Origin of the sequence: Actinoplanes sp. NPDC051851 (assembly GCF_040681165.1) — a bacterium.
Classification (GTDB): Bacteria; Actinomycetota; Actinomycetes; order Mycobacteriales; family Micromonosporaceae; genus Actinoplanes.
The window spans coordinates 21956-33874 of the sequence record NZ_JBFAYF010000081.1; the positions used below are offsets into that span (position 1 = coordinate 21956).

Consider the following 11919-nt stretch of genomic DNA (forward strand, 5'->3'; position numbering starts at 1 on the left):
CGGGGGTAGCCGGCGGGGAGAGCTCCGCTCGGCGGGAAACGGGCGGGCTGAGGACGCCGCCCCGGGCTCTTCCCGGACGTGCGCCGGAGCGGACGCTGTTCCCGGATGTGCGCCGCCCCGGGTTGTTCCCGGATGTGCGCCGGAGCGGACGCTGTTCCCGGACGTGCGCCGGAGCGGACGCTGTTCCCGGACGTGCGCCGCCCCGGGTTGTTCCCGGATGTGCGCCGGAGCGGACGAGGGTGAGGGTCAGGTGAGGCGGGTGTGGCGGCCGACGGCGCGTTCGACGGCCAGGCAGCGGTTCTCGACGTAGTCGATGGCGGCCTCCTCGGCGATCCTGCGGGCCTCGGCCGACACGATGCCGCTCTGCAGCCAGACCGCGGGGGCGCCGATCGCCACCGCCTCGCGGACCACCTGGGCGGCGTCGCGGGACGGGCGGAAGACGTCGACCAGATCGACCGGCTCGTCGATGTCGGCCAGGGACGGGACCGTCTTGACGCCGAAGACCTCGTCGACGAACGGGTTCACCGGGATGATCCGCCAGCCGTGCCGGAGCATCTGCAGGGGGACCGTGTGGGCCGGCTTGTACGGGTCTCGGGACGCTCCGACCACGGCGATGACCGTGGCGTCCGCGAGGATCTGCTGAGCACTCCGCATGCGGCCGACTCTAGCCACGTCGCCGGGCGGGAGGCCGGGCCACGCGTGTTCCGCCTGCCACAGCCGGGTCGCGAGCGGCAGCTGGCCGGCGGCGCCGAACCAGGCGCCCGGTCCGGCCGCGGGTAGTCGAACGACCTCGGCGGTCAGGCGTACGCCCAGCCCGGCGGCGAGGCAGACGCGCCGTCGTAGTTCCTGTGCCAAGTGCCCGGTGCTCACGTCAGGAATTGTGAGCATGCGATCTCAAAGAAGCGTCAGCTGGTCGGCGTGCGGGTGCGCGGTGTCCGTGGGCTCGGGGAGCCGCCGGGCGTGTGGGTGCGCGGTGGCCGTGGGCTCGGGGAGCCGCCGGGCGTGTGGGTGCGCGCTGGCCGTGGGCTCGGGGAGCCGCCGGGCCTCGGCGGAGGTGGAGTGGTGCAGGCCGTGCCGGCGGGAGGCCATCCGGACCCGGGCGGAGATCTCGTCCTGGTACACCCGTGGCGGGTACGACCCGTCGCCGAAGAGCTCGCGGTAGCGCGGCCGCAGCTCGGGGTGCTCCCGGCCGATCCAGGCGGCGTACCACTCCCGGGCGCCGGGGCGCAGGTGCAGCGGGAGCGGGGTGACGCTGGTGGCCCCGGCGGCGGCGATCGCGGCGACGGTCTCCTCGATCGCCTCGTCGGTGTCGGTGAGGCCGGGCAGGATCGGGGCCATCAGCACGCCGACCCGCAGGCCCGCGTCGGTGAGCCGGCGGACCGCGTCGAGGCGGCGGCGAGGGCTGGGAGTGCCGGGCTCGGCGGAGCGCCAGACGTCCTCGTCCAGGAAGCCGACCGAGAACGCCAGGCCCACCTCGGTCACCGCGGCGGCCCTGCGGAGCAGGTCGAGGTCGCGCAGTATCAGGGTGCCCTTGGTGAGGATCGAGAACGGGTTGGCGTGGTCGCGGAGCGCCGTCAGGATCTCCGGCATCAATCGGTACCGGCCCTCGGCGCGCTGGTAGACGTCGACGTTGGTGCCCATCGCGATCGGGGCGCCGGTCCAGCGCCGGTCGGCGAGCTCGCGGCGGATCAGCTCGCCGGCGTTCACCTTCACCACGATCCGGCTGTCGAAGTCGTGACCCGGGTCGAGGTCGAGGTACCGGTGGGTGTTGCGGGCGAAGCAGTTGTGGCTGACCACGCCGTCCGCGATGAAGTCACCGGTGCCGGTGGAGATGTCGAAGAGCGGCAGGGTGAGCCCGAGGTCCTCGATGTCGGTGACGGCGAGGCGCCGGTCGGCGCGCACCCCCACCCCGGAGGCGTCCAGCGGGGCGTCCAGCGCACCGGTGATGTGCCGGAAGCGCAGCGCGGACCAGACGTCGCGCCCGGTCTCCACCCGGCCGGTGCCGCAGCCCGGTCCGGCGCGCCCGGGCCGGCCCGCGCGGACCGGGCTGCGGCTGGTCAGGCCGAGGTGGGTGAGGGCCTCGGTGATCCAGCGGAGGTAGATCCGGTCGTCGCTCTCGAACGTGACGGCGAGCCGGTCGGCACGGCCCACGGCGCCGAACGCGCCGGCCAGGAAGCCTCTGTACCACTCCCCGGCGGGCAGTTCGGGCCAGCGCAGCGCCTCGTGCAGGGTGACGTCCTCGAGGTACGCGTCGGCGCGCACCCAGGCGTCGCCCTCGCGCGCGGCCCGGCCGGCGGCGTCGCCGCGGATCAGGCCGCAGAGGAAGCCGGCGCGGTAGTCGGGGGACTCCTTGGGCGGCTCGGCGAAGTGGCCGACGCCGACCAGCAGGTCACCGACGGCGAGAGCGGGTTCGTGCGGCTGCGACGGGCTGAGGTGGCGCCAGCCCCGGTCGGTGAGGAGGCGGTGGTCGCCGCTGCCGACCAGCCGGGTGCCGTCGGCCAGGGTGACCCGGAAGGCGGGCTTGCTGGTGGACCAGTGGTCCCGCACGGTGGTCGGGACGTAGCGGCGGTGCGGTCCGGCGCCCATCGTGCCCATCACCGCGTCGCCGGGGCGGATCTCGGCGAGCGGCCGGGTGCTGCCGTCGGCCATCAGGATCGGCGTCTCGCCGGCCAGGCAGTACGTGCAGGCGTGGGAGCAGCCGCGGTATGGGTTGACGGTCCACTGGAACGGCACCCGGGACGTGCCGGGCACCCGGTTGATCAGCGATTTCGCGCGGATCTCGTAGAACGTCATGCCGGCGAACCCGGGCGTCTCGAAGGTGCGGACGGTCGCGCCGGGCAGCGCCAGGAGCGAGTCGTCATCGGCGGGCGCCGACAGGTGGGACCATCGCATGGCCAGTATTCGAACACATGTTCGAGATCATGTCCACCGGCCGTCGACCGTTTCGGGGACTGCCGCCGTACCGGGAGATCGGTCTATGGAAAAGAGCGAGGCCCCGTGGACCGCAACCGGTCCGCGGGGCCTCGCCCGTGATGTCGTGTCAGCTGGCGGCGCCGCTGTGCGCGGCCTTCTTGTGGGCCGCGATCTGCTCCCGGACCTCGCTCATGTCGAGCTGCTCGACCTTCTCGATCAGGCTCTCCAGGGCCGCCTCGGGAAGGGCGCCCGGCTGGGCGAAGACCACGACGCCGTCGCGGACCGCCATGATGGTCGGGATGGACCGGATGTCGAACTTCGCGGCCAGCGCGGCCTCGGCCTCGGTGTCCACCTTGCCGAAGGTGATGTCCGGGTGCTTCTCCGAGGACCGCTCGTAGGTCGGTGCGAAGCGGACGCAGGGCCCGCACCAGCTGGCCCAGAAGTCGACCAGGACGATGCCGTCCTTGCCGGTGACCTCGTCGAAGTTCGCTGCTGTCAGCGCGACCGTCGCCATGATGCCTCCGTCTGCGGGATTCGCTTTCGTCCGGTGAAACTCCTGGTACCCGTTGACCATTCCCGTTCCGGGCGTCCCGACACGTGTCGTGCGGCACGTTCGGTCCGAGTATGGCGGCGGAGCCTCGGGGACGCACTCATCGTAACTGATAGTAGGCGTGTGGTGTCAGGTTGGCGACACCTGCCGAGTGGGGCTTCTGCCCGCGATCAAGGCAAGTAGCCCGTTTGTCCTGGCTGTGAGCCCGCTGTGGGAACGGTGCCACGCAACAAAAGCAACGAGATTACGGCAATGTTATGAGCTGCGTCACATCCGAAACTCCTTCACATGGATACGGACGGTAAGGCAAACTCTTTCCCAACAGAGCGTGGGCGGCGGGTGCCGGGGAGGGCCCCGCCGCTCATTGCGTCTCCCCCCGGTGAAGCGACCCGGGTTCCCGGTGAAACGCCCGGGGGCGAATCCGGTCCGTACCAGGTTGAGTAGCCTAACGCCCCATGACTGCGGGCGAGGACGAAACCAACCAGGTCGGCGTGGGCCCCTGGGAGGGCGACCGGCCCGCCGGTGACCACTACGACCCCGAGCTGCTGGCCGGCGGTGACCGGCGCAACGTCGTCGACCGGTACCGGTACTGGAGCCGCGAGGCGGTGGTCGCCGATCTGGACACCCGGCGGCACGACTTCCACGTCGCCATCGAGAACTGGCAGCACGATCTCAACATCGGCACGGTGGTCCGCAATGCCAACGCGTTCCTCGCGGCCGAGGTGCACATCGTCGGGTTGCGGAAGTGGAATCGGCGCGGCGCCATGGTCACTGACCGTTATCAGCACGTCCGTCACCATCACACGATCGAGGAGTTCACCGCCTGGGCCGAGGGGGCCGGTCTGCCGGTGGTCGGTATCGACAACCTGCCCGGATCGCGCCCGATGGAGACCGTGACGCTGCCGCGCCGCTGCGTCCTGCTCTTCGGTCAGGAGGGGCCCGGCCTCTCCGACGTGGCACGGAAGGCCTGCTCACAGCTCTTCTCGATCGCACAGTACGGCTCCACTCGATCGATCAACGCCGGGGTCGCCAGCGGGATCGCCATGCACGCCTGGATCCGCGCACACGCCGGTCCGCCGCCCGGCTGAACCCGCTGTGTTCCGGCGATTCGCTTGACGGGGGCAACGTCAGCCCGCACGGTATGGAGTGTGGGTGTCACGGTGAGTTGCCCCAGGTGCGCTGCGCAGGTCCGGAAGCCGGATCTGATGCACAGCAGCTGGCGCTGCGACGACTGTGGCGACGTACCGCCGTTCCACGTCGCCGAGCACATCAGTGCGGAGATCGTCGGAACGGTGCTGCGGGAGTCCTCGTCCGCGGCGAAGCGGATGCCGCTCTGGGCGCCGTGGCCGCTCCCGGCCGGCTGGATGGTCACCGGCGTGGGCTGGTCCGGCGACGACCGGGCCGGGGTCTGCGCCACCGCGCTCGCCTGCAGCGGCCCCGAGCCGCTCGGCGGCGGACCGGCCGACCTGGTCTTCATCGCGGAGCAGCCGGGCGTGGGGCTGGGCACCCGGTTCGCCGGCATCCCCGGCATCGACCCGGGCTACCTGATCTCCGAGCGACTCGCCGATCACGGCTCCGGCGCGGGCCCGCACGCGAAGATCAAAGTGGGTGGTCACCCGACTCCACTGTGGTGTGTGAAGTCACCCGAGGATCGAAGTGCTTACGTGAGTGAGGCCAAAGGAATGTGGCTCTATGCGGTAGCGTGGCCGGCAAGCGCGGGCTACCTCCTCGCGGAGCACGTCGTCCTGCACGACCTCTCCGACGGAGTGCCGCCCGAGCTCGTGTTCGGAGCGCCTTCGCCGTACCTTCACGGGCGCGCCTGAGAGGTCCTCCTTCGGGGCGGCTCGCGGCGGCGGTAATCGGCTTTCTGGGCACTTTGTTCACACGAAGCGACGGAGCTGATACCGTCAGTACTGCCGCGGCGCTGTTCGTCACCCGCACCGGAGGAGAAGGCCCGTCATGATCAAGAAGGTCCTCACCTGGCTTGGTATTGCATTCTTGATCTTCTTTATCGCCTTCAACCCGAGATCAGCCGCGGCTGTCTTCTCGTCCCTCGGGGGCACGATCGCGGATATCGCACGAGGCTTCGGCACGTTCTTCACCGACCTCGTCGCATAGCATCGCTCCATGGATCCTGGTGAGCCGCGCGACCCGCGTCGCCCTCGGGCGGACGATGACTCCTACGGGTACGACGATCCCGCGTTCGACGATCCTGAGTACACACGGGCGAACCCCTATGCGGACGATCCCGCGTACGGCCGGGGCTCGCGGCACGGGGCGGACGACTACGACCCGGATCCGCAGTACGAGAACCCGACCTTCACCGCGGACGAGTTCGAGGGGCTGGAGCGGGGCGGCGGTCCGCGCCGCTTCCTGCCGCTGGAGGACGAGCCGACCACACTGGTCGCCCGGTACCTCTTCCCCACGGAGCGGTACCGCGGCGAGTGGAAGCGGCACTGGATACACCTCGCCGGTCCACTCGGGATCGGCGCCGGGGCCACATTGGTCCTCGGGTACCTCGCCGGCTTCCTGACCCGGCAGCACATCGACGGGATGGTCACCGTCGCGGTGTTGATCTGGCTCGGTGTGATCAGCTGGGTCGCCTGGAAGGTCTTCGACTGGTACTTCGACCGCTTCATCCTCACCAACAAGCGGGTGATGGTGGTCAGCGGCATCGTCACCCGGAAGGTGGCGATGATGCCCCTCGCCCGGGTCACCGACATGAAGTACGAGCAGACCGCCCTCGGCCGGATGCTGAGCTACGGCACCTTCGTGCTGGAGTCGGCCGGCCAGGACCAGGCGCTCCGTGAGGTCAAGCACCTGCCCAACCCGAACGAGCTCTACCTGCGTGTGGTCGAGGAGATGTACGAGCCGCAGGCGGTGGAGGCCCGACTGGGCAAGGAGGACGACGGCGACGACGCCTGATCGGCCGGGCCGCCTCCCGGGGCCCGGTAACCTGGCGTCAGTGACCAGCATCGACCTGCACTGTCATTCGACGGCCAGCGACGGCACGCTCACCCCGGCCGCGCTGGTCCGGGCGGGCGCGGCGGCGGGCCTCGACGTCATGGCGATCACCGACCACGACACCACCGGCGGCTGGGAGCAGGCGGCGGCCGCGCGGCCCGACGGGCTCCGCCTGGTCCGCGGTGCCGAGATCTCCTGCCGGTGGCACGGTGTCGAGCCGGGTATCCCGCTGCACCTGCTGGCCTACCTGTTCGACCCGGCGGAGCCGCTGCTCGCGGCGGAGCTGGCGCGGATGCGCGCCGATCGGGAGCACCGGGGCGAGCGGATCGTGGCGAAGCTGCGCGCGGACGGGGTGCCGATCACCTGGGACGAGGTGCGCGGCTACGCGGCGGGCGGCTCGGTGGGGCGTCCACACATCGCCCAGGCGCTGATCAGAGCCGGACTGGTGCGTACCACGGACGAGGCGTTCGCCTCCGCCTGGCTGGGTGCGCGTTACGCCGTACCCAAAAAAGATCTTGATGTGTTCGAGGCCGTTGCCGCGGTGCGAGCCGCCGGTGGCGTGGCGGTGTTCGCGCATCCGCGGGCCAGCAAGCGTGGCCGGGTGGTGCCCGACGAGCTGATCGTGGAGCTGGCCGATGTGGGCCTTTTCGGTCTGGAGGCCGACCACGAGGATCATTCGCCCGCCGAGCGGGCCCAGATGCGAGACCTCGCGGGCCGGCTCGGCCTGGTCGTCACCGGATCCAGCGATTTCCACGGTACGCACAAGTTCGTGGCGCTCGGAGCGAACACCACCGCGCCCGAGGTCTTCGAGAAGATCGCCGCCGCGGCGACCGGCGTAGCAGTCCTGGGGTGACGATCGACGCACTGGCCTGCGCGGATCGAAGGTGACACCTACCTTGATCGGGTGAATCTCAAGCTGTTCGGCGAGTTCTTCGTGACTCTGCTGGTGATCGTCGATCCGCCCGGGATGGTCCCGGTGTTCCTGGCCCTGACCGGCACGCTGCCCGCGAAGGCCCGGCACCGCGCCGGCACCCAGGCGGTGCTGCTCGCGCTCGGGGTGATCGTCGGCTTCGCCGTGGCCGGACAGACGCTCCTCGACTACCTGCACGTCGACCTGCCCGCGCTGCAGGCGGCCGGCGGCCTGCTGCTCGTCCTCGTCGCGCTCCAGCTGCTCACCGGCAAGACCGACGAGCCCGCCGAGCAGGGCGGCACCAGCAACGTGGCCCTGGTCCCGATCGGCACGCCGCTGCTCGCCGGGCCGGGCGCGATCGTCGCCACCATGCTCTTCGTCCGGCGCGCCCAGAGCCTCGACGAGTACCTCATCCTGGGCGCCGCGATCATCGCGGTGATGGCCACGGTCTGGCTGGTCCTGCGCTTCTCCGGGGTGATCGTGCGGCTGCTGCGCCCGGCCGGCATCGAGGTGCTCACCCGGATCGCCGGCCTGCTGCTCGCGGCGATCGCGGTACAGCTGATGGCCGATGCCATCTTCGCCTTCGTCGAGCTCTACTCGGCGCGGCTGTAGCCGAGGTTGTCAGGGGGTGCTGGCAGGATTGCCGGGTGCCCCCCACCAGAAACCGTGCCGCGGTCCCCGAACAACTCGGCTTCGCCGGCATGCCCGAACGGCTCTTCGTCTGCACGCCCAGCAAGCTCGGGGCGTACACGGACTGCCCCCGGCGGTACCGCTACTCCTACGTCGACCGGCCGACCCCGCCGAAGGGGCCGCCGTGGGCGCACAACTCCCTCGGGTCGAGCGTGCACACCGCCCTGAAGAACTGGTACGCCCTGCCGGTCGAGCGGCGCGCGCCGGGTGTGCTCCCCACCCTCCTCAAGAGCACGTGGGTGCGCGAGGGATACCGGGACACCGAGCAGGAGCGGGCCACCTACCAGCGGGCCCTCGCCTGGCTGGAATCGTACGTGGCGACCCTCGACCCGTCCGACGAGCCGCTCGGCGTGGAGCGCGTGGTGGCCACCAAGACCTCGGTGCTGGCGCTGAACGGGCGCGCCGACCGGATCGACGCCCGGGTCGGTCCGGAGGGGCCGGAGGCGGTGATCGTGGACTACAAGACCGGTCGCTCGGGGCTGGACGCCGATGACGCGCGGGGGTCACAGGCGCTGGCGCTGTACGCTTACGCGGCCCAGCGGGTCTTCCGCAGGCCCTGTCACCGGGTCGAGCTGCATCATCTGCCGACCGGGACGGTGGCGGTGCACGAGCACACCGAGGAGTCGCTGGCCCGGCAGGTCCGGCGGGCCGAGGAGACGGCGCTCGACATCATCGCGGCGGAGAAGACGGTGGCCGCCGGGGGCGACGCGGACGCGGCGTTCCCGACGTCGCCGGGGGTGCTCTGCTCATGGTGCGACTTCCGCAAGGTCTGCCCGGCGGGTGTGGACGCGGTGGCGAAGGAGCCGTGGACGGCGGTCGAGCACCTGTCGCAGTGACCGCGGGGGCGGATTCAAGGGGTGGCAACCCCGGGCGTGAGATTCAGGGGTGTCAGGCGCGGCCGGTGCGTTCGAGGGCCGCTCGCCGGGCCCCAGCGCGCCGGTCCCAGGGAGAGGGAGAGCCGAACCGCCCGGTCGCCCCAGTCCTCCGGGACCGGCGGGTGCGGGTGCGGGTGCGGGTGCGGGGAGCGGCGGTGTCAGGAACCGGTATGGCGGGACTTGCAGGCCGGGCAGAGGCCCCAGAAGGTGATCTCCGCCTCATCGACACCGAAACCGTGTGAGTCGCTCGGTGTGAGGCAGGGCCGGCGGCCGACCACGCAGTCGACATCGGCGATCGCCCCGCAACCGCGGCAGACGATGTGATGATGATTGTCGCCGACCCGCGCCTCGTACCGCGCCGGGCTGCCGGCGGGCTCGATGCGGCGGGCCAGGCCGGCCCGGGACAGCGCGCCGAGCACGTCGTACACGGCCTGGGTGGAGACCGAGTCGATGCGGTCGCGGACCTGGTGGGCGATCTCGTCGACCTCGAGGTGGCCGCCGCGGGTCAGCACGTCGAGCACGGCCAGGCGGGGCCGGGTCACCCGCAGACCGTGGGTGCGCAGCAGTTCCTCACCCGTGGACATCGGTCCATGACAACACGTCCGGCCGGATTCCCCAACTGGGAGTTGTTCACATTCGCTTTCTAAGAAGGCGAGCACCTTTCTAAGAAGGTGGCGTATGGGGATGTTTGCGGCGTCAAGCACACCTAGGCTGGCGGACACCTGGGACCTGAGGAGGAAGAAGTTGTTCAACGAGGTCAACGGCCTGCCGGTACACATACTCGTACTGCACGCCGCGGTCGTCTTCGTGCCGCTGCTGGCGCTCGGCGCGGTGGCTTACGGCTTCGTGGCGCGGTGGCGGCCGAAGATCGGCTGGGCGGTCGCGTTCCTCGCCGTGGTCGCGCCGGTCTCCACGCTGGTGTCCAAGCTCTCCGGCACCGAGCTCTACAACAACCGGTTCTCCACCGTGAAGGGCACGGGCAAGGAGATCCTGGAGCACCACATGAGCTACGCCAACATGGCCTGGTGGTTCTCGCTCGCCCTGGGCGTGCTGACCCTGATCATGGTGGCGCTGACGTTCCGCAACGCCCGTGCCCTGCCGAAGGTGGCCGATCTGGTCTACGCGGTCGTGCTTCTCGCGCTGGCCGCCGCCAACGGCTACTACATCTACAAGACCGGCGACACCGGCGCGACCGCGGCCTGGGGCAGCTACTAGGGCAGCTAGCAGCTTCCGACGCCGGTGCCGCCTCTCACGGCGACACCGGCGTTCCGCTTTTTCGGGGGTACGCGCTCCGGGTGGCGATGTGCCCCCGGCTCCGGGTGGCGACGCGCTCCCGGCTCCGGGTGGCGACGCGCCCCCGGCGCACGCCCGGGATCCGGGTGGCTCAGAAGATCGCGCGGGCGCAGAGCAGGCACATCAGGATGATCGCGACCGCGGCGGCGACCAGCCCGACGCCGTAGGTGACCGTGCGGGCCTGTCCCTCGGACTCGTCGAGCGCGTCCATGTCCTGCGCCGGCATGTCCCGGGGCGGCGGCGGCTGAGCGATCGTCGGCGGGCGCCACTGCGCCGGTGGCGGTTCGGTGGCGGGCGGTCCGGAGTATCCGGGCGGCGCGGGAGCGGGGGTCTCGTCCGGGCTCGGCCGCTCAAGCGACTCGGCGCCGGGATGAGGCCGCTGCCAGTACGCGTCGTCGTCCGGACCGCTGGTGGGGGAAGTCACGTTCACCGACGGTACAGCCGGAGGGGGACGACGGCCGCAACCATGTCGGCTTACCCTCATAGGCGTGGACATCCTGGATGGCCCTGAGCGGGACAGTGACGCCGAGCGCGTCGTCGATTTCGAGTCCGAGGAGGCGCCGCTGCTGCCCGACCAGACTCGTGACGACACCGAGCGTGGCTGGGGCGAGCGCGACTACTCCAATGACGACCGCTTGATAGAGGACCGCCCGCCGCACTGGGACTGACCCCCGGACAACCTCACGTTCTCGGACCCGCTCCCGCCTCGCGACGAGCGGGCCTTCGCGGTGCGCCGTGCGGAGTGGGCCACGCCGTGACGAGCGGGCCACGCCGTGACGAGCGGGCCTTCGCGGTACGCCGTGCGGAGCGCTCAGCCGGGGCGGATCAGGATCGCGAAGCCGTCGCCGGACGACGTGACGGCGGCGGTGGCCTGATCGGGGCGCAGGGCGAGCAGCAGCCCGCCGCCGGCCGGGTCGTCGGCGGCCGTCACATCGAGGACGAGGGCGTCACCGGCCACCACGACGCTGCCGTCACTCGAGCCGCCGTCGGTGTCCGTCCCGCTGTCGGTGCCCGCAGCGGGGCCGGCGTCACCGGTCAGGCGGAGCAGGTCGACACGGTCACCGGGGTGGACCACGGCGAGCGCCGACGGGTCGGCGAGCCGGACCGGGACCCCGACCGTGCCGGAGGGGATCGCCGGGCCGGCCGCCGTCTGCCCAACATCGTCGTCTTCGCCGGATCCGGTGTCTCCTCTCGCCGGGGGTGGGGTGCCGGACGCCGCGGCCGTGCCCTGCGGGGGCGTGGTCACGGCCGCGGCGCCGGTTGCCGTGGCACAGGTCGACGGGCGGGACCAGAGCGCGCCCGCCGCGGTGATGAGGAGCACCGCCACCGCGGCGAGCCGCAGCAGGGGACCGCGCCCGGGTCGGCGCCAGCGCACCGGGTCCAGGCGTTCCTCCCGGTCGCGGGACCGGAAACCGGAGCGGCCCATCGATCGCCTCCCGTGCTCGCCGTGCCTTGGCGAGGACGACGTTAGGCCGGTCGGTGCCGCTGCCGGAGCGGCGATGTGGACGCCTGTGGACAACGGGGAGGGCGACCGCCGGACTGTGGACGACCGCCGACGGCACCCGGAATCGTGCTACGCGTGATCCACGGCAGGCGCGCCGGTCGCCGGAGCCGGGAACGACGGGCTGGGGAACGACGGGCTGGGGAGCAGGCGGCTGGGGAACGACGGGCTGGGGAGCAGGCGGCTGGGGAACGACGGCGCGCCGGGCCCGAAAGGGCCCGGC

15 protein-coding genes are annotated in these 11919 nt (G+C 71.5%); 9 read left to right on the forward strand and 6 right to left on the reverse strand.

Annotation, left to right across the window (positions count from 1 at the left end):
• Nucleotides 1-246: 246 nt before the first annotated feature.
• The 3 genes from AB0M08_RS42285 to trxA form a co-directional block, all read right to left on the reverse strand.
• Nucleotides 247-654 carry a CoA-binding protein gene (locus AB0M08_RS42285; RefSeq protein WP_364506334.1) on the reverse strand — a complete coding sequence of 136 codons (408 nt, stop codon included), beginning with the start codon at nt 652-654 and terminating at the stop codon, nt 247-249.
• 240 nt (nt 655-894) lie between these two features.
• Complete coding sequence (locus AB0M08_RS42290) at nt 895-2892, reverse strand: intein-containing Rv2578c family radical SAM protein (protein ID WP_364506297.1); 1998 nt, start codon at nt 2890-2892, stop codon at nt 895-897.
• Nucleotides 2893-3040: 148 nt separating this feature from the next.
• Complete coding sequence (trxA, locus tag AB0M08_RS42295) at nt 3041-3427, reverse strand: thioredoxin (RefSeq protein ID WP_364506300.1); 387 nt, start codon at nt 3425-3427, stop codon at nt 3041-3043.
• Between the two features lie 491 nt (nt 3428-3918).
• Here trxA and AB0M08_RS42300 point away from each other — a divergent pair, with 491 nt between their 5' ends.
• The 7 genes from AB0M08_RS42300 (at nt 3919) to AB0M08_RS42330 (ending at nt 8863) form a co-directional block, all read left to right on the forward strand.
• The gene (locus tag AB0M08_RS42300; RefSeq protein ID WP_364506303.1) at nt 3919-4551 is read left to right on the forward strand and encodes an RNA methyltransferase; all 633 of its coding nucleotides are present in this window, start codon (nt 3919-3921) and stop codon (nt 4549-4551) included.
• A 72-nt stretch (nt 4552-4623) separates the two neighbouring features.
• A complete protein-coding gene (locus AB0M08_RS42305; RefSeq protein ID WP_364506305.1) occupies nt 4624-5286 on the forward strand; it encodes a DUF6758 family protein in 663 nt (220 codons plus the stop codon).
• A 136-nt stretch (nt 5287-5422) separates the two neighbouring features.
• Complete coding sequence (locus AB0M08_RS42310) at nt 5423-5581, forward strand: hypothetical protein (protein ID WP_364506307.1); 159 nt, start codon at nt 5423-5425, stop codon at nt 5579-5581.
• 9 nt (nt 5582-5590) lie between these two features.
• Nucleotides 5591-6388, forward strand: coding sequence for a PH domain-containing protein (locus tag AB0M08_RS42315; RefSeq protein WP_364506310.1), 798 nt, complete (start codon nt 5591-5593; stop codon nt 6386-6388).
• A gap of 40 nt (nt 6389-6428) precedes the next feature.
• The gene (locus AB0M08_RS42320) at nt 6429-7280 is read left to right on the forward strand and encodes a PHP domain-containing protein (RefSeq protein WP_364506313.1); all 852 of its coding nucleotides are present in this window, start codon (nt 6429-6431) and stop codon (nt 7278-7280) included.
• Nucleotides 7281-7331: 51 nt separating this feature from the next.
• On the forward strand, nt 7332-7949 hold the full coding sequence (locus AB0M08_RS42325; protein ID WP_364506316.1) for a MarC family protein: 618 nt from the start codon (nt 7332-7334) through the stop codon (nt 7947-7949).
• Between the two features lie 89 nt (nt 7950-8038).
• A complete protein-coding gene (locus tag AB0M08_RS42330) occupies nt 8039-8863 on the forward strand; it encodes a PD-(D/E)XK nuclease family protein (RefSeq protein ID WP_364506337.1) in 825 nt (274 codons plus the stop codon).
• A gap of 197 nt (nt 8864-9060) precedes the next feature.
• On the opposite strand, the gene AB0M08_RS42335 is transcribed toward AB0M08_RS42330, so the two are convergent.
• On the reverse strand, nt 9061-9486 hold the full coding sequence (locus tag AB0M08_RS42335) for a Fur family transcriptional regulator (RefSeq protein ID WP_364506319.1): 426 nt from the start codon (nt 9484-9486) through the stop codon (nt 9061-9063).
• A gap of 160 nt (nt 9487-9646) precedes the next feature.
• Here AB0M08_RS42335 and AB0M08_RS42340 point away from each other — a divergent pair, with 160 nt between their 5' ends.
• Complete coding sequence (locus tag AB0M08_RS42340) at nt 9647-10117, forward strand: DUF2231 domain-containing protein (RefSeq protein WP_364506322.1); 471 nt, start codon at nt 9647-9649, stop codon at nt 10115-10117.
• Nucleotides 10118-10286: 169 nt separating this feature from the next.
• Here AB0M08_RS42340 and AB0M08_RS42345 read toward each other — a convergent pair whose 3' ends face one another.
• Nucleotides 10287-10619 carry a translation initiation factor 2 gene (locus tag AB0M08_RS42345; RefSeq protein ID WP_364506324.1) on the reverse strand — a complete coding sequence of 111 codons (333 nt, stop codon included), beginning with the start codon at nt 10617-10619 and terminating at the stop codon, nt 10287-10289.
• Between the two features lie 64 nt (nt 10620-10683).
• On the opposite strand from AB0M08_RS42345, the gene AB0M08_RS42350 reads away from it, so the two are divergent.
• Nucleotides 10684-10863 (forward strand): hypothetical protein, encoded by a 180-nt coding sequence (locus AB0M08_RS42350; protein WP_364506326.1) that lies wholly within the window; start codon nt 10684-10686, stop codon nt 10861-10863.
• A 143-nt stretch (nt 10864-11006) separates the two neighbouring features.
• Here the strand turns inward: AB0M08_RS42350 and AB0M08_RS42355 are convergent, their stop codons facing one another.
• The gene (locus tag AB0M08_RS42355) at nt 11007-11621 is read right to left on the reverse strand and encodes a hypothetical protein (protein WP_364506329.1); all 615 of its coding nucleotides are present in this window, start codon (nt 11619-11621) and stop codon (nt 11007-11009) included.
• Between the last annotated feature and the right edge of the window lie 298 nt (nt 11622-11919).